General features: G+C 66.8%; 21 protein-coding genes. 3 read left to right on the top strand and 18 right to left on the bottom strand.

Features of this window, described 5'->3' with window-relative positions; translation table 11 throughout:
- Positions 1-16 precede the first annotated feature (16 nt).
- On the bottom strand, positions 17-448 hold the full coding sequence (locus A5790_RS24820; RefSeq protein ID WP_066850368.1) for an NfeD family protein: 432 nt from the start codon (positions 446-448) through the stop codon (positions 17-19).
- A gap of 60 nt (positions 449-508) precedes the next feature.
- Here A5790_RS24820 and A5790_RS24825 point away from each other — a divergent pair, with 60 nt between their 5' ends.
- A complete protein-coding gene (locus A5790_RS24825) occupies positions 509-1,357 on the top strand; it encodes a hypothetical protein (protein ID WP_066850370.1) in 849 nt (282 codons plus the stop codon).
- On the opposite strand, the gene A5790_RS24830 is transcribed toward A5790_RS24825, so the two are convergent.
- From A5790_RS24830 to A5790_RS24875, 10 genes are all read right to left on the bottom strand, one after another.
- Positions 1,354-2,340, bottom strand: a complete 987-nt coding sequence (locus A5790_RS24830) for a ferrochelatase (RefSeq protein ID WP_066850477.1) — start codon at positions 2,338-2,340, stop codon at positions 1,354-1,356. The two genes, A5790_RS24825 and A5790_RS24830, sit on opposite strands and share 4 nt — an antisense overlap.
- A gap of 45 nt (positions 2,341-2,385) precedes the next feature.
- Complete coding sequence (gene inhA / locus A5790_RS24835; protein WP_066850372.1) at positions 2,386-3,195, bottom strand: NADH-dependent enoyl-ACP reductase InhA; 810 nt, start codon at positions 3,193-3,195, stop codon at positions 2,386-2,388.
- 29 nt (positions 3,196-3,224) lie between these two features.
- Positions 3,225-4,004, bottom strand: a complete 780-nt coding sequence (gene fabG1 / locus A5790_RS24840) for a 3-oxoacyl-ACP reductase FabG1 (protein ID WP_064395513.1) — start codon at positions 4,002-4,004, stop codon at positions 3,225-3,227.
- Positions 4,005-4,064: 60 nt separating this feature from the next.
- Positions 4,065-5,075 carry a VWA domain-containing protein gene (locus tag A5790_RS24845; RefSeq protein ID WP_066850374.1) on the bottom strand — a complete coding sequence of 337 codons (1,011 nt, stop codon included), beginning with the start codon at positions 5,073-5,075 and terminating at the stop codon, positions 4,065-4,067.
- 23 nt (positions 5,076-5,098) lie between these two features.
- Positions 5,099-6,106 (bottom strand): VWA domain-containing protein, encoded by a 1,008-nt coding sequence (locus tag A5790_RS24850; protein WP_066850376.1) that lies wholly within the window; start codon positions 6,104-6,106, stop codon positions 5,099-5,101.
- Positions 6,107-6,127: 21 nt separating this feature from the next.
- Entirely contained in the window at positions 6,128-7,075 is a 948-nt protein-coding gene (locus tag A5790_RS24855) for a DUF58 domain-containing protein (RefSeq protein WP_064406116.1), read from the bottom strand.
- Positions 7,072-8,220 (bottom strand): MoxR family ATPase, encoded by a 1,149-nt coding sequence (locus A5790_RS24860; RefSeq protein ID WP_064348434.1) that lies wholly within the window; start codon positions 8,218-8,220, stop codon positions 7,072-7,074. Before A5790_RS24860 ends, A5790_RS24855 begins: the two co-directional genes overlap by 4 nt.
- Before the next feature lie 168 nt (positions 8,221-8,388).
- Positions 8,389-9,096, bottom strand: a complete 708-nt coding sequence (gene ripB, locus A5790_RS24865; RefSeq protein WP_066850377.1) for an NlpC/P60 family peptidoglycan endopeptidase RipB — start codon at positions 9,094-9,096, stop codon at positions 8,389-8,391.
- A 31-nt stretch (positions 9,097-9,127) separates the two neighbouring features.
- Positions 9,128-10,552: an NlpC/P60 family peptidoglycan endopeptidase RipA gene (gene ripA / locus A5790_RS24870; protein WP_066850379.1), complete on the bottom strand. Its 1,425-nt coding sequence runs from the start codon at positions 10,550-10,552 to the stop codon at positions 9,128-9,130.
- A gap of 245 nt (positions 10,553-10,797) precedes the next feature.
- A complete protein-coding gene (locus A5790_RS24875) occupies positions 10,798-11,361 on the bottom strand; it encodes a DUF6676 family protein (RefSeq protein ID WP_066850381.1) in 564 nt (187 codons plus the stop codon).
- 159 nt (positions 11,362-11,520) lie between these two features.
- Between A5790_RS24875 and A5790_RS24880 the strand changes: the two genes are divergently transcribed.
- Together A5790_RS24880 and A5790_RS24885 are read left to right on the top strand one after the other, a co-directional pair.
- Entirely contained in the window at positions 11,521-14,355 is a 2,835-nt protein-coding gene (locus A5790_RS24880) for an aconitate hydratase (RefSeq protein WP_066850383.1), read from the top strand.
- Positions 14,356-14,375: 20 nt separating this feature from the next.
- Complete coding sequence (locus A5790_RS24885; protein WP_066850385.1) at positions 14,376-14,969, top strand: TetR/AcrR family transcriptional regulator; 594 nt, start codon at positions 14,376-14,378, stop codon at positions 14,967-14,969.
- On the opposite strand, the gene A5790_RS25625 is transcribed toward A5790_RS24885, so the two are convergent.
- The 7 genes from A5790_RS25625 to sufU form a co-directional block, all read right to left on the bottom strand.
- Positions 14,966-15,157 carry a helix-turn-helix domain-containing protein gene (locus A5790_RS25625; protein ID WP_064348432.1) on the bottom strand — a complete coding sequence of 64 codons (192 nt, stop codon included), beginning with the start codon at positions 15,155-15,157 and terminating at the stop codon, positions 14,966-14,968. The two genes, A5790_RS24885 and A5790_RS25625, sit on opposite strands and share 4 nt — an antisense overlap.
- Positions 15,158-15,260: 103 nt before the next feature.
- Complete coding sequence (locus A5790_RS24890; protein ID WP_066850387.1) at positions 15,261-16,889, bottom strand: ABC-F family ATP-binding cassette domain-containing protein; 1,629 nt, start codon at positions 16,887-16,889, stop codon at positions 15,261-15,263.
- 12 nt (positions 16,890-16,901) lie between these two features.
- Entirely contained in the window at positions 16,902-17,750 is an 849-nt protein-coding gene (locus A5790_RS24895) for an enoyl-CoA hydratase (RefSeq protein ID WP_066850389.1), read from the bottom strand.
- 26 nt (positions 17,751-17,776) lie between these two features.
- Positions 17,777-18,142: a thioredoxin gene (trxA, locus tag A5790_RS24900; protein WP_064395502.1), complete on the bottom strand. Its 366-nt coding sequence runs from the start codon at positions 18,140-18,142 to the stop codon at positions 17,777-17,779.
- Positions 18,143-18,182: 40 nt separating this feature from the next.
- Positions 18,183-18,815 (bottom strand): hypothetical protein, encoded by a 633-nt coding sequence (locus A5790_RS24905; RefSeq protein WP_066850391.1) that lies wholly within the window; start codon positions 18,813-18,815, stop codon positions 18,183-18,185.
- 49 nt (positions 18,816-18,864) lie between these two features.
- Positions 18,865-19,212, bottom strand: coding sequence for a metal-sulfur cluster assembly factor (locus tag A5790_RS24910; protein WP_066850393.1), 348 nt, complete (start codon positions 19,210-19,212; stop codon positions 18,865-18,867).
- The gene (sufU, locus tag A5790_RS24915; protein WP_064395499.1) at positions 19,209-19,667 is read right to left on the bottom strand and encodes a Fe-S cluster assembly sulfur transfer protein SufU; all 459 of its coding nucleotides are present in this window, start codon (positions 19,665-19,667) and stop codon (positions 19,209-19,211) included. Before sufU ends, A5790_RS24910 begins: the two co-directional genes overlap by 4 nt.
- Between the last annotated feature and the right edge of the window lies 1 nt (position 19,668).

A 19,668-nucleotide genomic window follows, 5' to 3' on the forward strand; every position in this document is an offset into this window, starting at 1 on the left:
TCGTACCCAGTGTGTTCTAGGCGAGTTTCTGGACGACGGCGGTGGCACCGTCGATCTGCACGACGGTCACCTGGTCCCCCGGTTCGTACACGTCATTCTCGTTGAGCGGCCGCGCCGTCCAGACTTCACCGTCGAGCTTCACCTGTCCCTCGTGCTGGGCCACGCGGTCGAGCACCAGCGCGCTTTTGCCTTCGAGCGCCCTGGCCGGGTCGGGCAGACCGGTACCGGCCTGGAAGTGCCTGCGCAGCGCCGGCCGCACCAACACAAGCAACAGGATCGACGCAACGGCGAACACCGCGCCGTGGACCCACAGGTCGTCGAAGATCAGGCTCGATCCGGCCGCGGCCAGCGCCCCGCCGCCGAGCATGAGGAGGAACAGGTCGCCGGTCAGTGCTTCGGCACCGGCGAGCGCCAGCGCGGCAATTAACCAGATCAGCGCAGCGGGCATGACACCACCCTATCGTCGCGCCCGACCACCTGCGGGCGTAACAACTACACTTCGAACATCATGTGGTGTCCCAGTGTTTCGCTGTCGGTATGGGCCAATGCCTGGTTAGCGGGCGTTGCCGCGCCCGACGATGTCCTCGATGCGCTATCGCATTGGGCGCCAAAGCATTCCGTAACCGCCTACGATTCGGTGGCGGCAGGCGCGACCGGTTTGCCCTGGCCCGATCTGGTGGATACGGGCACGGTGTCGCTGCTGCAGACGCTGCGCACGGCGGCCGGCCCCGGTGTGACGGAACCGCCGATCGGCCTGGCCCTTCCGGTGCCCGGCGACGTCCGGGGACTGCCCGCAGGCACCCAGTTCCAGCGCGACGCGGTGACCGCGGGTGAGGCCCTGGTCGTCTCCGGTGCGGGGTCGATCGGTCTGGTGCCGGATTTCGAGTACGACGGATTCGAGGATTCCGACGAGTTCGACGGTGACCCGTGCGGGCTGTCGTGGACGGTGTACTCGATACCCGAAGGATCCCCGCCTGTGGGATACGTCGATCTCGCCGAGGCCGAGTACGCGCTGCGGTCGGCGGTCCGCTCGGCGGCGGACGCGCTCGGGGCACTGCGCGCAGGCGCGGCGGAGATCGACGTGGAGGATCCCCGCGGACTCGTCGAGCAGGTGCTGGAATCCACCCGCATGCATCGCCTTCCCGACCACGCGCCGAACCGGGCGGCGCGCGTGCTGGAGAACGCCGCGCACGTCGACGCGATCATCTCGGTCAGCGCCGGGCTGATACCGATCGGGCTGCACAGCTCCGCTGAGGTGCAGATCGCCAACGACGCGTTGCGTCCGCTGTCGACCGTGGTGCGCTCAGCGCGACTGGCCGCGGTCGACGCGGTCCTGCACTCGGCCTGGCGAGCCTAGCCGCACACCGGCGTGCACAGCACGCCGTCGACCGAATACCCCTGCAGCGGCGGCGGATTCGTTCCGGCTATCCGCTCAGGGGCCCGGCCGTCGCGCAACTCGGCGAGCAGATCGGCGGCGACACGTGCGAGATCGGCGTTCGGCGTCGCCGCCCTCACGAAGGCCATTCCGGCTTCTTCTGCCTGTTCGCGCAGTTCGGTGTCGAGATCCCACACCACCTCGATGTGGTCGGCGACGAAACCGATCGGACACACGATCACGGCCGTGGTGCCGTTCTCGGCGAGCGACGAAAGATGGTCGCCGGCATCGGGTTCCAGCCACGGCACCTGCGGCGGGCCGGATCGGGACTGCCACACCTGGTCGTAGTCGTCGTATCCGGCCGCGGCCGCCACCAGACCGGAGGCATATGCCACCTGACGCTCGTAAAGCTCTGTGCCACAGCGAGACCGCGCGGCCAGCGGAATCGAGTGAGCGGTGAACACCAGGCGCGCGTCGCGCGGCACCGTCTCGGCTGCGTCGGTGATCGCGTCGGCGAACATCTGCACGAACAGCGGATGGTCGAAGTACTGACGCAATTTGATCAGTTGCGGTGCCGCGTCGCCCGCCGCCTGCCGTCCCCTGGCGATGTCCTCGACGTACTGTGTGCAGCTCGAGTAGCCGCCCCACGCCGACGTGGTGAACACCGCCGCGCGGCGCACCCCGTCGTCGCGCATGGCGGTCACGGCGTCCTCGACGTAGGGCTCCCAGTTGCGGTTGCCGAAGTACACCGGAACGTCGACGTAGGTGCGCAGCCGCTCGATCACCGCCCGGTTGATGCCGTTGATCGGTGAGACGCCGCCGAAATGCAGGTAGTGCTCGGCCACCGACGCCAACCGCTCACGCGGGATACCCCGCCCGCGAGTCACGTTCTCCAGGAACGGCATCACGTCCTCGGGGCGCTCCGGCCCGCCGAACGAGAGCAGCAGGACGGCGTCGAAGTCAATGCTCTTCGCGCAAGCGCTCATCGATGTCCATTTACCGCAGGTCCGTCACAGCAACTGCGTGCTTGCGCCGCCGTCGGCGTAGATCACGGTGCCGGTGGTGGCAGGCAGCCAGTCCGACAGCAGGGCGCACACGGTCTTTGCCACCGGGGTCGGGTCCTTCATGTCCCAGCCGACCGGCGCGCGCTGATCCCAGCCCTCCTCGAGCAACCGCATCTGCTCACCGGCCTCGACGCCGAGCGCGCCGCCGACGATCGCGCTCATCGCGAGCGTGCGGATCGGCCCGGCCGCGACGAGATTCGACCGCACACCGTACGGCCCGGCCTCCCGGGCGACGAAGCGGTTCACCGACTCGAGCGCACTCTTGGCCACGGTCATCCAGTTGTAGGCGGGCATCGCGCGGGTCGGATCGAAGTCCATGCCGACGATGCTGCCGCCGCGGTTCATGATCGGCAGCGTCGCCTTCGCCAGCGAGGCGTATGAAAAGGCCGAGATGTGAATGCCTTTGGAGACGTCCTCGTAGGGCGCGTCGAAGAACGGGTTGATGCCCATGCCCGATTGCGGCATGAAGCCGATCGAGTGCACCACGCCGTCGATCTTGTTGCCCTCGCCGATCACCTCTGTGATGCGCTCGGATAACGTGTCGAGGTGCTTCTCGTTCTGCACGTCGAGCTCCAACAGCGGCGCCGGGTTGGGCAACCGGTCGGCGATCCGCTGGATCAGCTTCAGCCGGTCGAACCCGGTCAACACCAGCTCCGCACCCGACTCTTGAGCGACCTTGGCGATGTGGAACGCGATCGACGAGTCGGTGATGATTCCCGTGACGAGGATGCGCTTGCCTTCGAGCAAACCGGTCATGTGAAAGTCCCTCTCTCTTGCGAAAAGATCTAGTGGCCCATACCCATGCCGCCGTCAACGGGGATCACCGCGCCGGCGATATAGCTGGCATCCTCGGACGCCAGGAAGCTGACCGCGCCGGCCACCTCCTCGGCGGTGCCCACGCGCTTGGCGGGTATGAAATCCAGTGCACCGGCCTGGATCCGTTCGTCGAGGGCCCGGGTCATCTCGGTGTCGATGTAGCCGGGCGCGACGACGTTGGCGGTGACGTTGGCCTTGGACAGCTCACGCGAGATCGAGCGGGCCATGCCGATCAGCCCGGCCTTGGCGGCCGCGTAGTTGGCCTGGTTGCCGATGCCCCACATCCCCGACACCGAGCCGATGAAGATGATCCGGCCGAACCGCTTGCGCTGCATGGTGCGTGAGGCCCGCTGCGCCACCCGGAACGCGCCGGTGAGGTTGGCGTTGATGACCTCTTCGAACCGCTCCTCGGTCATCCGCATCAAAAACGCGTCCTTGGAGATGCCGGCGTTGGACACCAGCACCTCGACCGGTCCCTGATGCTCCTCGACCTCTTTGAACGCGCGGTCGACGGCGGCGTTGTCGGTGACATCGCACACCACGCCGAACAGCCCCTCGGGGGCCCCCGAACCGCGGTGGGTGACGGCGACCTTGTGACCGTCGGCGGCGAGACGCTTCGCGATGGCAAGGCCGATGCCACGGTTACCGCCGGTCACCAGCACCGAGCGGGAGACGAAAGGCGGACGACCACCGGCCGATTCGGATTCGGCGGTCGCTCCGGTGTCATTGCTCGTCGCGTGCGCAGTCATGCCCGCCAACCTATCGCCTGCCCGCCATTCTTAAGAAATCGCCTTAGTGAAGTGCCGCGCTCACAGCGGTAGCCGTCGGTTGATCAGCAGGCTGGCCACGGCCGCCACGGCCGCGAACAGGGCGCCGAGCCGGAGCCAGCCGGTGGTCGCCTCACCGCGCACGGTCTCGTACCCGATCTGGTCCTGCAGGGTGTCGTAGACCTTGTTGAGTTCGTCGAGGTTGGACGCGGTGTAGGCCTCGCCGCCTGCGAGCTCTGCGATCTTCTCCATGCCCTCGTCGTCGACGGGCACCGGGACCCGCTCGTTGTTCACCTCGACCGACCCGTTCGGCGTGCCGAACGAGATCGTCGAGATCGGCACCCCCTGATCCTTGGCGGCCCGTGCCGCGGTGAACGCACCCTTCGGGTTGTCGGGGTTGTTCGGCACCGTCTCCTTGCCGTCGGAGAACAGCACGATGTGCGCGGGCGGCGGCGTATCGCCGCCACCGATGACAGCGCCGACGGTGGAGATCGACGACAGTGCGGTGAAGATGGCCTCGCCGGTCGCGGTCTTGTCGGCCACCTGAAGATTCTCGATCGCGCGCCGGCTCGCGTCGCGGTTGGTGGTCGGCGAAACCAGGACGTTGGCGGTCCCGGCATAGGCGATGACGCCGAGGTTGATGCCCGGCGTGAGCTCGTCGACGAACTTCTTCGAGGCCTCCTGGGCCGCGGCCAGGCGGCTCGGGTCGACGTCGGTGGCGCGCATCGACTGGGAGACGTCGATGGCCAGCACCACCACCGCGCGGTTGCGCGGAAGGCGTTGGTCGTGGGTGGGCCCGGCCAGCGCGATGGTGCAGAACAGCAGCGAGATCGCCAGCAGCGCCGCGGGAACGTGACGCAGTGGACTGGGCCGCTTGGGCGCGACGCTGTCGAGCAGCTCGGTGTTGGCGAAGCGCTGTAACCGCTTTCGCCGGGCGATCTGGGCGGCGGCGTACAACCCGGCCAGTGTCAGCAGGACCACCACGAACAGGAGGAACCACCAGATGTGCTGAAAACCCGTGAGCGATAGCGGTCCCAGCAGTGGAACTGTCATCTCAGATCGTCATCCCTTGCAAATCAGTTCGGCAGACGACGGTTGATGAATAAGGCCGCCAGCGTGGCCATCGCGAGGGCCAGCGTTCCCAGCCGCAGCCACCCCACGCTCGCATCGCCGCGGATCGTCTCGTAGCCGATCTGCTGCTGCAGGTTGGCGTAGACCTCTCGCAGCTGTTGAAGGCTCGACGCGGTGAACGCCTCGCCGCCGGACAGATCGGCGATCTTCTTGAGCATCTCGTCGTCGACCGGTACGGGCTGGCGCTGGTCGTTGATCTCGACGTAGCCGTACGGCGTGCCGAACGAGATCGTCGAGATCGGCACCCCCTGGTCCTTCGCGGTGCGGGCCGCGGTGTAGGCGCCCTTGGGGTTGTCCGGGTTCGACGGCACGGTCTCCTTGCCGTCGGAGAACAACACGATGCGCGCAGGCGGGGGTTCGTCGCCGCCGCCGATCACGGCCCCGACGGTGGCGATCGCCTGCAGAGCCGTGAAGATGCCCTCACCGGTCGCCGTGCGGTCGGCGAACTCCAGTTTGTCGATTGCGGCCTTGGTGGCCTCCCGGCCCGTGGTCGGCGACACCAGCACCGTCGCCGTGCCGGCGTAGGAGATCAAGCCCAGGTTGATTCCCGGGGTGAGTTCGTCGGCGAACTGTTTGGACGCCTCCTGGGCGGCGGCCATCCGGTTCGGAGCGACGTCGGTGGCGCGCATCGACTGCGAGACGTCCATCACGAGCATCACCACCGCGCGGTTGCGTGGAATGCGGACGTCGTGCGTGGGTCCGGCCATCGCCACCGTCAGCAACACCAGACCGATGACGAGCAGGATCGCGGGAAGATGCCGCCAGCGCGAAGGTCGTTTTGGCGCAACGCTTTCCAACAACTCCATGTTGGCAAACCGCAGCATCCGCCGATGCCGGGCCAGCTGGACGACCATGTAGAGCCCGACGATTCCGAGCACCGCGAGCAGGAACAGGAAGAACCAGGCGTTTTCGAAACCCGACAGCGTCATGGGTCCGAGCAACGGCAATGTCATGTGCGCCTAATCATCTCGATATCAGGCGTGGCCCGCCAGCGCGCCACGCCTGCGGTTGGCGACGAACCGGACGACGTCGGCGATCCAGTCGCGATCGGTGCGCAGCGTCAGCAGCGGCGCATCGCATCGCCGCAACGTCCTGGCCACCTCCGCGCGGTGCGCCGCGGCCGCCCGCTCGAAGTCGTCGCGCAACTGCTCGTCGATGGTGAACTCACGGGTCACCCCGGTCTCGGCGTCCTGCAGCACCACTTCGCCGACCGCGGGCAGTTCGACGTCGCGCGGGTCGAGCACTTCGATTCCGAGCACCTCGTGGCGCCCCGCGATCGCCCGCAGCGGGCGCATCCAGTTGATCGGACCGAGGAAGTCGCTGATGATCACCGCCATGCCGCGGCGCCGCTCGGGCCTGCGCAACGCGTCGATCGCGGCGGCCAGATCCCCGCGGACGCCGGCAGGCGCCTTGGGCATCGTCGCGATCGCGCGCAGCATCTCCTGCTCGTGCATCCGGCCCGACAGTGCGGGCACCCGCCGCACGGTGTCGCCGTTGGCGATGATCGCACCGATTCGGTTGCCGCCCCCGCTGTTGAGGAACGTGATCGCCGCCGCGGCGGCCACCGCGAGATCGCGCTTCTCGCAACCGGTTGTGCCGAAGTCGAGGCTGGCCGACATGTCGATCACGAGCCAGGTCTCGAGTTCGCGGTCGGCGATCATCTGCCGCACGTGCGGATGCGTGGTGCGCGCCGTGACCGACCAGTCCATCCGGCGCACGTCGTCGCCGGGCTGATAGAGCCGTGACTCCCCCGGTTCCGACCCCGGGCCGGGCAGCAGGCCGAGGTGGTCGCCGTGCAGCACGCCGTCGAGCTTGCGCCGCACGGTCAACTCGAGCTTGCGCAGCGCCGCGCTCAGCGCGGGGTCACGGATCTCGCCGCGCTTCAGCGACGGCAGATCAACGGAGCGTCGGGAACTGGTCACCGATTGCTGGCCGCACCAGCGGCGGCGGGCACGACGGGCGGCACCGAATGACCTTGCTGCGGAATGGCGTTCACCTGCGGCAGGGCCACGGTCTGCAGGATGCGGTTGATCACCGTCTCGGCCGAGATCTCGTCGGCCAACGCGTCGTAGGTCAACACCAACCGGTGCCGCAGCACATCGGGGATGACCTCGACGACATCCTGCGGGATCACGTAGTCGCGTCCCCGCACGAGCGCCAGCGCGCGCGACGCCGCGATGATGCCCAGCGATGCGCGCGGCGAGGCGCCGTAGGCGATCCACGCCTTCGCGTCGGGCATCCCGAACTTCTCGGGCTGACGCGTCGCGGTCACCACGCGGACGACGTAGTCGACCAGGGCGTGGTGCACGAAGTTATTGGCCGCCACGTCCTGCAGGCGCAGCAGGTCGCCGGGAGCGAGGATCTGCTTGGGCTCCGGCGGCTTGACGCCCATCCGGTAGATGATCTCCCGCTCTTCCTCGGGCGATGGGTAGTCGATGTTCAGCTTGAACAGGAAGCGGTCCCGTTGAGCCTCGGGCAGGGCATACACGCCCTCCTGCTCGATCGGGTTCTGCGTGGCCATCACCAGGAACGGTTGGGGCAATGGGAACGTCTTGCCGCCGATGGAGATCTTGCGCTCGGCCATGACCTCGAGGAGCGCCGACTGCACCTTGGCTGGGGCGCGGTTGATCTCGTCGGCGAGCAGGAAGTTGACCACGACGGGCCCGAGTTCGATGTCGAACTCCTCCTTGCCCACCCGGTAGATGCGGGTACCGACGATGTCGGTCGGCACCAGGTCGGGCGTGAACTGGATGCGCGCGAAGGTGCCGCCCACCACCTTGGCGAAGGTCTCGACGGCCAGCGTCTTGGCCACGCCGGGCACACCCTCGAGCAGTACGTGGCCCTTGGCGAGCAGACCGACCAGCATGCGCTCGACCAGTTGGTCCTGTCCGACGATGATGCGCTTGACCTCGAAGACGGCCCGCTCGAGCGTGTGGACCTCCTGCTGCAGACCGCCGTTCTGGGAAGCCGGGCTCGACGGTGCGGCGTGTGAGCCCTGGTATCCCTGTGCCGGTGCCTGGCCGGGGTAGCCTCCAGGCCCCTGCGACGGCCCACTCGGTGAGGTCATCAACGTTCCTTCCACATAACTCGCTGGTCAAAGCGGCGCAGGCCGGTCGCGGCCGCACGCTCGACGTCAACTATTCCAGGCACGGCAGAATCCGTCGACGTTGCCCGCCGATGAGCGCTTGCCCGAAGAGCTTTCAACAAAAGCCTTCAGGTTCGGCTCAGCTCCCGCTCAGGATTCGATGATGCGCGCCACATACGGCTGAAGGCCGGAGTGACGAACCGGGCCCACCGTGACCTTGCCCGCGCTGCCCGAGGACTCGAGCATCTGCCCACCGCCCAGGTAGATGGCGACGTGCTGACTGCCGCCGGGACCCCAGAACAGCAGGTCGCCGCGCTTGGCCTGCGACGTCGGCACCTTGCGGCCGGTGTCGTACTGGTCGCCGGAGTACTTCGGGATCAGCACCCCGACCCCGGCGAACGAGAACTGGGTGAAACCCGAGCAGTCGAACCCGACGGTGTTGGCCCCCGAGTCGATGCCCCGGCTCGGGCCGTTGGGCTTGCCGCCGCCCCATGAGTACGGCACGCCCATCTGTGAGGCGCCGCGACGGATGACGTACTCGATGGCCTGCGGTCCGCGCACCCGGCCCGGCGCGACACTCGCCGTCGCCGCCTCCGGTGGCGCGAGACCCAGGGTGGACAGGAACTTGCGACCCAGGCTCATCGTGGCTTCGGTGGCCTGAGCCGTCGCCGCGAGCGACGCGTTGGCGATCGCGAGGGGATCGCCAGGGGCGCCGGCGCTGATCAGTTTGGGCAGCGTCGGATCCCACTGACCGTCCTCGGGTGCGGACGTCGCCGGCGTCGCCAGCCCGACGGTGAGCGCGACGGTCGCCACCAGCAGCGCACAACCGCCCAGGAACCGAATCAGCTTGAAACGCAAAGTTTTCCTAACGTCTTTCGCTTCTGACCGCTCACCATTCGATGAGACGAGTCGCGTACGGGGTCATGCCGCTGGTACGCACCGGCGAGATCTTCACCACCGAACCCGTATAGGGCGCTTCGATCATCTGTCCGTCGCCGAGGTACAGCGCCACGTGCTGGCTGGCGTTGGGGCCCCAGAACAACATGTCGCCACGGCGCATCTGCGACGTCGGGACCTTGCGCCCGGCGTTGTACTGGGAACCCGAATAGTGGTCGAGCTTGATGCCGACGCCTGCGAACGCGTAGAGCATCAGGCCCGAGCAGTCGAAACCGACTGTGCCCGCGCCGGAGTCGATGCCGCGGCTCGGTCCGGCAGCGTTGCCGCCGCCCCACGAGTAGGGGACGCCCATCTGCGACATGGCGCGCTTGATCACGAACTCGGTCGCCTGCCTGCCGTAGACGCGGGGAATCGCGCCGTTGTTGAAGGCCGGCGCGGCGGCCGGTTGCGGAAGGATTCCCAGCGATTGCAGGAACTTGCGCCCGAGGTCCTGGGTCACCTGCGCCGAGGTCGACGCGATGCCGAGAACCGCGTTGATGATCGCGATCGGATCGCCGCTGACGAAGGCGCTGGGGATCGCCGGCAACGTCGGGTCCCACGGCGTGGCCCAGTTACCGGTGCCGGGGTCGACACCCTCCGGGGCGCGGTCCCAGTCGGGGCTTTTCGGCGTCGCGGCGGCCGCCGGTTGCGCGGCAGGACCCGCCGGTGACGCCGGCGCGGCCTGGGTACGCGCCTCGGCGAGCTTGGCCTGCGCGGCCTTGCGCTCGGCGGCCAGCTTGTCGAGCTGGGCCTGCTGGGACTTGAACGTCTCCTGCGCGTTGGTCAGAGCCGAAACCGCGGACTGCTGGCTGGCTTCGGCGTCGGCGACCGCCTTGTCGGCGTTCTGCTTGGCCAGCCGAGCCGCGGACTCGCGGTTGACCTGCTCGGTGCGGGCTCGCTGCAGATCGGCGATCACCTGCTGCGAGCTGATCGCCAGCGTCTGCCCCGCCGCAGCCGTCTTGATGACCTCGGCGGGATCGCCCGCGGTCAGGTACGAGTCCGAGGGGCCGTTGACGTATGTCGCGGCGGCGAAGGAGTTGAACCGCTTCTGCGCCTGCTCGATCGCGATGTTGGCGTGCTCGACGCGCTGTCGGCTCGCATCGACCTCACGCTGCGCGGCGTCCGCGTTATCCCGGGCGGTCTGCACGTCGACGATCGCCTTGTTGACGCTTTCCTGCTGCTGCTGAATCTCGGCGCCGAGATCCTGCAGCTTCTGATCGGCATCGGCGACGGCGGCGACCAGCGCGGCGAGGCTGTCGGGGCTGTCGGGTTGCGCGAGGGCCAGGCCGGGGGCGGTGGACAACATGGTTGCCACGATCAGGGCCGCGCAGAATCGTCCACACGGCCGCGTAGCGGATGCGCCAGGTGTGCGTCTCATCCGACTCAGTTCTCCTATGGCTTCAGGCGAACGTGCGGACACATTCGTCACGGTGACTGTGCTCATTTGTCACACGATGCACATCTACAACACAGTTACCGATTGCACCGTACGTCACATCTGACGCCAAAGAAACTTTAGTCGCGAATTACAAGTTTGTAATTGAAAGAAGTGTTATCGGGTCGTGACTTCGCCAATACCGGGGCATTCGGCGATCACCCCAAAACCGTTGGCGCAGTGGAGATTCAAGCGTTCTCGCGCGACGTGGAACGGTTGGCGCGAACCTGCAAAAGTCGCGTACCGATAACGGCGGCAACCACTCCCACAACGACCACAATCGTCAATGCAGTCCACGGAAAGTGCGTTGCCGTCAGCTCACTGAGGAAATTCTGCGAACCCTGGACCGGACCGCGCCCTTCGGCGACATCCTGGCCCGCCTCCAGTGTCATGCGGTCGAACGTCGTACTGAAGGTGCCCGAGTCCGTCGGGCTGAGCACCAGCACCGTCGACCCGGGAAACGCCTCGCCCACCTCGGTCGCGATATCGCGCAGTGGCGTGTCGATCGGCGGGTTCTGGTCCACGACGACGATCTTCAGGTCGATGCCCTTCTGCTGGGCCTCGGCGACCACGTCGGGCAGACCCGCGTTGTCGGGTGTGGGCGAGGCGCTCACCCCGTCGTCGCGGAGGTCTTCGATGACCAGATTCAGGCACGTGTCGACCGGCGTGGTCGCGGGGTCCATGCCCACGGGCCCGCAGACGTCGGGCGGTATGTAGGCCGGCAGATACGGAATCACATGCGGTCCGAACACAGAAGAACCGTACGTGATGGGTACTCAGCAGAGTGACAGCACGCGCTGCGGGTACGAGATTGAGAACCGACCCTGACCGTTTTGCAGGACAAGCGTACTGTTAGAGTTGTAACGCGGCCGTCACAGCCCGTCGGCTGCGAGAACTAGCCGGGAGTTGATGTGAGCAAAGGTAATACGGAAAATTCTTCCCCCAATTCTTTTGACGCCCGCGACACCCTGAAGGTCGGAGACAAGAGCTACGAGATCTACCGCCTCGACGCGGTGCCGGGTACCGACAAGCTGCCCTACAGCCTGAAGGTCCTTGCCGAGAACCTGCTGCGCAACGAGGACGGCGCCAACATCACCAAGGACCACATCGAGGCGATCGCCAACTGGGATCCCGAAGCCGATCCCAGCGTGGAGATCCAGTTCACCCCCGCGCGCGTGGTGATGCAGGACTTCACCGGTGTGCCGTGCATCGTCGACCTGGCCACCATGCGCGAAGCGATCGCCGACCTCGGCGGTGACCCCGAGAAGGTCAACCCCCTCGCCCCCGCCGACCTGGTGATCGACCACTCGGTGATCGCCGACCTGTTCGGCCGCGAAGACGCGTTCGAGCGCAACGTCGAGATCGAGTACGAACGCAACGGCGAGCGTTATCAGTTCCTGCGTTGGGGCCAGGGCGCCTTCGACGACTTCAAGGTGGTTCCGCCGGGCACCGGCATCGTCCACCAGGTCAACATCGAATACCTGGCCAGTGTCGTGATGGACCGCGACGGGGTGGCGTACCCGGACACCTGTGTGGGCACCGACAGCCACACCACCATGGTCAACGGTCTCGGCGTGCTGGGCTGGGGCGTCGGCGGCATCGAGGCCGAGGCCGCGATGCTGGGCCAGCCCGTGTCGATGCTCATCCCCCGGGTCGTCGGGTTCAAGCTGACCGGTGAGCGGCAGCCGGGCGTGACGGCCACCGACGTGGTGCTCACGGTCACTGAGATGCTGCGCCAGCACGGCGTGGTCGGTAAGTTCGTCGAGTTCTACGGCGACGGTGTGGCCGAGGTTCCGCTGGCAAACCGGGCCACGCTGGGCAACATGAGCCCCGAGTTCGGTTCCACCGCGGCCATCTTCCCCATCGACGAGGAGACCATCAGCTATCTGCGCTTCACCGGGCGCAGCGAGGAGCAACTGGCGCTCGTCGAGGCGTACGCCAAGGAACAGGGCATCTGGCACGACCCCAAGCGGGAGCCCAAGTTCTCCGAGTACATCGAGTTGGACCTGTCCGACGTGGTGCCGTCGATCGCCGGACCGAAGCGCCCGCAGGACCGCATCGCGCTCAACGAGGCCAAGGGGGCCTTCCGTCAGGACATCACCGACTACGTCGAAGACGGCGAATTCAACGGTGAGTACTCCCAACTCGACGAGGCGATCGACGAGACGTTCCCGGCCAGCGATCCGGTACGCAACACGTCGTTCCTCAACAACAAGAAGCCGCCGGCCCATGTCGCGAGCGCGGCGATCGAACCCAATGGCCGGCCGAGCAAACCCGTCACCGTGAAATCGGATGAACTCGGCGAGTTCGTGCTCGACCACGGCGCGGTGGTGATCGCCGCGATCACGTCGTGCACCAACACCTCCAACCCCGAGGTGATGCTCGGCGCGGCGCTGCTGGCCAAGAACGCGGTCGAGAAGGGTCTGGCCACGAAGCCGTGGGTGAAGACGACGATGGCTCCCGGCTCGCAGGTCGTCACCGACTACTACGAGAAGGCCGGGCTGTGGCCGTATCTGGAGAAGTTGGGCTTCTTCCTCGTCGGGTACGGCTGCACGACCTGCATCGGCAACAGCGGCCCGCTGCCCGAGGAGATCAGCGAGGCCGTTAACGACAATGACCTCGCCGTGGCGGCGGTGCTGTCGGGCAACCGCAACTTCGAGGGCCGGATCAACCCGGATACCAAGATGAACTACCTGGCGTCTCCGCCGCTGGTGATCGCCTATGCGCTCGCCGGCACGATGGACTTCGACTTCGAGGAGATGCCGTTAGGCCAGGACAAGGACGGTAACGACGTCTACCTGCGCGACATCTGGCCATCGCAGTCCGACATCAACGACACGATCGCCGAGGCGATCAGCCAGGAGATGTTCACCAAGAACTACGCCGACGTCTTCAAGGGTGACGAGCGCTGGCGCAACCTGCCCACCCCGGAGGGCAACACCTTCGAATGGGCCGAGGATTCGACCTACGTGCGCAAACCCCCGTACTTCGACGGGATGTCGGCCGAACCGGAACCGGTGACCGACATCAAGGGCGCGAGAGTGCTGGCGCTGCTGGGTGATTCGGTGACCACCGACCACATCTCCCCGGCCGGCGCCATCAAGCCGGGCACGCCCGCGGCGCAGTATCTCGACGACCACGGCGTAGAGCGTGCGAACTACAACTCGTTCGGCTCCCGACGTGGAAACCACGAGGTGATGATCCGCGGCACGTTCGCCAACATCCGGCTGCGCAACCAGTTGCTCGACGACGTCTCGGGTGGTTACACCCGCGACTTCACCAAGGACGGCGAGCAGGCGTTCATCTACGATGCCGCGCAAAACTATGCGGCGCAGGACATTCCGCTCGTCGTGCTCGGCGGCAAGGAGTACGGCTCGGGGTCGTCGCGTGACTGGGCCGCCAAGGGCACGCGGCTGCTTGGGGTGCGCGCGGTGATCACCGAGTCGTTCGAGCGGATCCACCGGTCGAACCTGATCGGCATGGGCGTGATCCCACTGCAGTTCCCCGAGGGTGAGACGGCGGAGTCGCTGGGCCTCGACGGCACCGAGACGTTCGACATCACCGGCATCGAGGAGCTCAACGAGGGCAAGACGCCGAAGACGGTGCACGTCACCGCCGCGAAGGAGGACGGCTCCAACGTCGAGTTCGATGCGGTGGTGCGCATCGACACCCCGGGTGAGGCGGACTACTACCGCAACGGCGGCATCCTGCAGTACGTGCTGCGCAACATGCTCGAGTCGCAGTAACGCGGGAAGGGACAACCGCGTTGCCCCGGGTCACCGACGACCACCTGGCGGCGCGTCGTCGGCAGATTCTCGACGGCGCCCGCCGGTGTTTCGCGGAGTACGGCTACGACAAGGCGACCGTGCGGCGGCTCGAGCAGACGATTGGGCTGTCGCGCGGCGCCATCTTTCATCACTTCCGGGACAAGGACACGCTGTTCTTCGAACTGGCCCGCGAGGACGCCGAGCGCATGGCCGATGTCGCCGCACGCGAGGGGCTGGTCCAGGTGATGCGCGACATGCTGGCCGCGCCCGAGCAGTTCGACTGGCTGGCCACCCGCCTGGAGATCGCGCGAAAGCTGCGCAACGACCCGGAGTTTCACCGCGGTTGGGCAGAGCGCTCCGCCGAACTGTCGGTGGCCACGACCCAGCGGCTGCGCATGCAGAAGCAGGCGGGCCGACTGCGCGACGACGTTCCCAGCGCCGTGCTGCAGACCTATCTCGACCTCGTCCTCGACGGCTTGGTCGCACGTTTGGCGTCGGGGGACGATCCCGAAAAGCTCAGTGCCGTACTGGACCTGGTCGAGGCGTCACTGCGGCAGCGACGCGACCAAGAGACCGCGCGGCAGGCCGACTAGCGGCGCCTGCTGCGGTGGTTCGGACCCCCACGACTGCGCATCGTCGTACCCGACTCACGCAGCATGCTGTGGATCGAACCATACGAGCGTCCCGTGGACGCGACCAGAGTACGGATGCTTGCCCCACCCTCGTAAGCACTCCGCAGCTCGTTCAGCAACTGGTCTCTCGACTTGTCCAGCTTTTTCATCAGCACCTCCCCGCTTCGATGCCCCGACGGATACCCAGCGTAGGAAGCGGTTACACACAGCGTTTGAAATTGACCAAACGCTTCGCGGAAAGGCCAGAGCTGATCAAGCCAACTCGATCAGGTCGCGATAATCCTCGGACCAGTAGTCCTCGGTGCCATCCGGCAGCAGGACCACGCGTTGCGGTTCGAGCGCCTCGGCGGCGCCGGGATCGTGGGTCACCAACACCACCGCGCCGAGGTAGCTTCGCAGCGCATCGAGCACCTGCTCGCGCGACGCGGGATCGAGGTTGTTCGTCGGCTCGTCGAGTAGCAGCACGTTCGCGGTCGACGCGACCAGGCCGGCCAGCGCCAGCCGGGTCTTCTCGCCGCCGGACAGCGTGCCCGCCGGCTGATCCAGCTGCGGTCCGCTGAACATGAAGGCGCCCAACAGCCCGCGCAGGTCCTGCTCGCCGGTGTCGGGCGCCGCGTGGCGGATGTTCTCCCACACCGTCGCGTTGTTGTCGAGGGTGTCGTGTTCCTGGGCGAAGTAGCCGAGCTTGAGGCCATGACCGGGTTCGAGTCGACCGGCGTCGGGCGTCTCGGTCCCCGCCAGCAGGCGCAACAGGGTGGTCTTGCCTGCGCCGTTGAGCCCCAGCACCACCACCCGCGAACCCCGGTCGATCGCCAGGTCGACGCCGGTGAAGACCTCGAGTGAGCCGTAGTTCTTGGTCAGCCCCTTGGCGACGAGCGGGGTGCGCCCACACGGCGCGGGGGTCGGGAACTTGATGCGCGCCACCTTGTCGGCGACGCGTTCCTCGTCGAGTGCGGCCATCATCCGGTCGGCGCGACGCAGCATGTTCTGCGCGGCAACGGCTTTGGTGGCCTTGGCCCCCATCTTGGCCGCCTGGGTGCGCAGCGCGGACGCCTTGCGTTCGGCGTTGGCGCGTTCGCGGCGGCGCCGGGCCTCGTCGGTCGCGCGGGCGTCGAGGTATTTCTGCCAGCCCATGTTGTAGACGTCGACCTCGCTGCGGACGGCGTCGAGGAACCACACCCGGTTCACCACGTCGGCCAGCAGATCGACGTTGTGGCTGATGACCACCAGGCCACCAGGATGGTTCTGCAGAAAGTCCCGCAGCCAGCCGATGGAGTCGGCGTCGAGGTGGTTGGTCGGTTCGTCGAGCAGCAGCGTCGTGCTCGATCCCGCACCACTGTCAGAGGCGGCGAACAGGATCCGGGCCAGCTCCACGCGCCGGCGCTGCCCGCCGGAGAGTGTGCGCAGCGGTTGAGTGAGGACCCGCTCCGGCAGCCCGAGGCTCGCGCAGATCCGGCCCGCCTCGCTCTCGGCGGCGTAACCGCCCAGTGCCGCGAACCGCTCCTCGAGCTGGCCATACTTTCGCACGGCCTTGTCGCGGGCGGCGTCGTCGGCGACTTCGGCCATCAGCAGCTGCTGCTTCTCGAGGTCGGCAAGCAGGGTGTCCAGGCCGCGCGCCGACAGGACCCGGTCCCTGGCGAGCACGTCCAGGTCGCCTTCCCTGGGATCCTGTGGCAGATAACCGATCTCGCCGTTGCGGATGATGTCGCCCGCATACGGCTCGCCCTCGCCGGCGAGGATGCGCATCGTGGTGGTCTTACCCGCGCCGTTGCGGCCGACCAGTCCGATCCGGTCGCCAGGCTGTACGCGAAGCGCAGTCCCGTCGGTGGACAGCAATGTGCGCGCCCCAGCGCGGACCTCGAGGTCCGTTGCGGTGATCACGCTGTGCTGTCCTTACTTGTCGTCGGTGAATGCGGGGGCCCGCTTTTCGGCGCGCGCCGCCACCGCTTCTTCGAAGTTGGCGGTGAGCAAACGGACGAACAGTTGTCCGAGACCCTCGGCTTGCATATGCCCTTCCAGGCTACCGGCGTCCAGTCCACTCCAAAGTGTGCGCTTGGTCAACTCGATTCCGGGCCGGGAGAACGCCGCAATGCGTTCCCCCATCTGGTAGCAAACCTCGAGCAGGTCCTCGCCGGGCACCGCGCGCGACACCAGGCCGATGCGTTCGGCCTCCGCGGCGTCGACGTCACGTCCCGTCAGCATCAGCTCGAACGCCCGCGACGTGCCGATGGCGCGCGGAAGCAGATAGGACAACCCCAGCTCGCTGGCGGTCAGGCCGTTGTTGATGCCGGCCGCGCGGAAGTAGGCACCGTCGGCTGCCACGCGGATGTCGCAGGCCAACGCCAGGCACAAGCCCCCGCCGATCGCGGCGCCGTTGACCGCCGCGATGACCGGCTGGTGCATTTTGCGCAGGGACAGGATGACGTCGTCGAGCACCTCCATCGAGCGCAGCGCGAACGTCGGCCGGGTCAACCCGTCGATGTGCGGCACGGAACCGGCCGACTTGTGATCCGCCCCTGAGGAGAACCCGCGGCCCGCGCCGGTGAGCACGACCGCCCGCACGGAGTTGTCGTAGGTCAGCTCGTCGAGCACCTTCTTGAGGGGAACCATGACGTCGAACGCCATGGAGTTCATTCGCTCGGGACGGTTCAGCGTGACCAACGCGATGCCGGGGCGCGGTCGGTCGACCAGGACGAAGCCGCCCTTGTGATCGTCGGTGTTGTTGTCTGCTCGCTCGCTCACGCATGCACGCTATCGCGTGCGGACATTCACTCCGGCTGACCGTTGTCCTGCGCGGCGATCGCCGCGTCGATGTCGAACTCCTTGACGCGCTGAACCAGTTCCTCCAGGGCGGCCGGCGGCAACGCGCCTGCCTGGTTGAACACCAGCTTGCCCTTCTTGAACGCCATCAGCGTGGGGATGGACCGGATGTCGGCCGCGGCGGCCAGCTCCTGCTCGGCCTCGGTGTCGACTTTGGCATACACCACGTCGGGGTGTTGTTCGGAGGACGCCGCGAACGTGGGCGCGAACGCCTTACACGGGCCACACCACGACGCCCAGAAATCCACCAGCACGATCTCGTTATCGTTGATGGTGTTGTTGAACTGTTCGGCAGTGATGTCTTGGGTAGCCACGTTGATTCCTAACGCTGATGGTCAGCTCTCTGTTCCCAGCCTACGGACGGATACCCAGTTCAGTGCGGCCACGCTCGAAGAATTCGGTGATCCGGGCCGCCAACGTGTCGACGTCATGTGTGGCGTCGAGTGGATACAGGGCGCCGAACGGCGCGTTCCAGAACGGACCCGTTCGCTGTTGCCACGGGCCGACGTATGCGTACGGCGTCGGATGGGTTTCGTCACCGGCCGAGACCCCGTAGTTCACCTCGTCTTCGACGGCGGCAACGTCGAAGTGTTCCGGCCACAGCGTCGGATGCTGCTCCGGTAAAACATGTTTCAACGCATACCCGCCGGCGTAGTGCGAACGCTGAAGCCACGCCGCGGCTTCGGGATCGAGCTCGAGATCGGCGTCGGTGGGCAACGGGTCGACGATTTGGTAGACGCCGTCCGGAGGGCCGGGCACCACACCGGCCACCTCCGCGATGGCTTCGACGCGGCCGGCCAGCGGAACACTTCCGTCCGGAAACACCAGGTCGGTACCGTGCACCGACAGGGGTAGGGCGACCGCGGCGAATCCGTCAGGCCGCACGGCGAGCCTGATCGTGCCCGCGGACCGGTATTGCGGGCCGGCGATCAGGCTTTCGGCCACCCCGCGCAGTTGGCGGCGGGTGGCCACGTAAGGGTGCGTCATATCGCATCGAGCGTACGGACGCCGCGCGCCGAACCCGACGCCGCCTGAGCTAGACCGTGAAACCGAGCGCGCGCAGCTGCTCGCGGCCGTCCTCGGTGATCTTGTCCGGGCCCCACGGCGGGTTCCAGACCCAGTTGATCTTCAGCTCGTTGACCAGCCCCGCCCCGACCAGCGCTGTGCGCGACTGGTCCTCGATCACATCGGTCAGCGGACAGGCGGCCGAGGTCAACGTCATGTCGAGCAACGCGACCTTGCCCTGCTCCCCCTGCTCGACGTTGATTCCGTAGACCAGGCCCAGATCGACCACGTTGATACCGAGCTCGGGGTCGACGACGTCGCGCATCGCCTCCTCGAGGTCGAACAACAGTTCCTCGTTGGGTACTGCGGTGTCACTCATCCTGCCTCCTGAAATCCTTCCGATGCCTGTGACAGTGCATCTTTGAAAGCCATCCACCCCAGCAACGCGCACTTGACCCGCGCCGGATACTTCGCAACACCGGCGAACGCGATGCCGTCCCCGATGACGTCCTCGTCGCCCTCGACGGTCCCGCGCGAGGAGATCATCTCGCTGAACGCGGCGACGGTCTTGAGTGCGTCGCCGACGCTCTGGCCGATCACCTGATCGGTCAGCACCGACGTCGAGGCCTGGCTGATCGAACAGCCCTGCCCGTCATAGGAGATGTCGACCACCTGCTCACCGTCGTCGGACAACGCCACCCGCAGGGTCACCTCGTCACCACACGTCGGGTTGACGTGGTGAACCTGCGCGCCGTAGGGCTCGCGCAATCCGCGGTTGTGCGGGTGTTTGTAGTGATCGAGGATCACTTCCTGATAGATCTGATCCAGCCGCACG

This window comes from Mycobacterium sp. 852002-51152_SCH6134967, assembly GCF_001667105.1.
In the GTDB taxonomy this organism is placed as follows: Bacteria; Actinomycetota; Actinomycetes; order Mycobacteriales; family Mycobacteriaceae; genus Mycobacterium; species Mycobacterium neumannii_A.

Excerpts from the sequence above, each read along its gene's own strand:
- A5790_RS24820 (WP_066850368.1), bottom strand. The coding sequence starts at position 448 with ATGCCCGCTGCGCTGATCTGGTTAATTGCCGCGCTGGCGCTCGCCGGT.
- A5790_RS24825 (WP_066850370.1), top strand. The coding sequence starts at position 509 with ATGTGGTGTCCCAGTGTTTCGCTGTCGGTATGGGCCAATGCCTGGTTA.
- inhA (WP_066850372.1), bottom strand. The coding sequence starts at position 3,195 with ATGACCGGTTTGCTCGAAGGCAAGCGCATCCTCGTCACGGGAATCATC.
- fabG1 (WP_064395513.1), bottom strand. The coding sequence starts at position 4,004 with ATGACTGCGCACGCGACGAGCAATGACACCGGAGCGACCGCCGAATCC.
- A5790_RS24845 (WP_066850374.1), bottom strand. The coding sequence starts at position 5,075 with ATGACAGTTCCACTGCTGGGACCGCTATCGCTCACGGGTTTTCAGCAC.
- A5790_RS24850 (WP_066850376.1), bottom strand. The coding sequence starts at position 6,106 with ATGACATTGCCGTTGCTCGGACCCATGACGCTGTCGGGTTTCGAAAAC.
- A5790_RS24860 (WP_064348434.1), bottom strand. The coding sequence starts at position 8,220 with ATGACCTCACCGAGTGGGCCGTCGCAGGGGCCTGGAGGCTACCCCGGC.
- ripA (WP_066850379.1), bottom strand. The coding sequence starts at position 10,552 with ATGAGACGCACACCTGGCGCATCCGCTACGCGGCCGTGTGGACGATTC.
- A5790_RS25625 (WP_064348432.1), bottom strand. The coding sequence starts at position 15,157 with ATGAAAAAGCTGGACAAGTCGAGAGACCAGTTGCTGAACGAGCTGCGG.
- A5790_RS24905 (WP_066850391.1), bottom strand. The coding sequence starts at position 18,815 with ATGACGCACCCTTACGTGGCCACCCGCCGCCAACTGCGCGGGGTGGCC.
- A5790_RS24910 (WP_066850393.1), bottom strand. The coding sequence starts at position 19,212 with ATGAGTGACACCGCAGTACCCAACGAGGAACTGTTGTTCGACCTCGAG.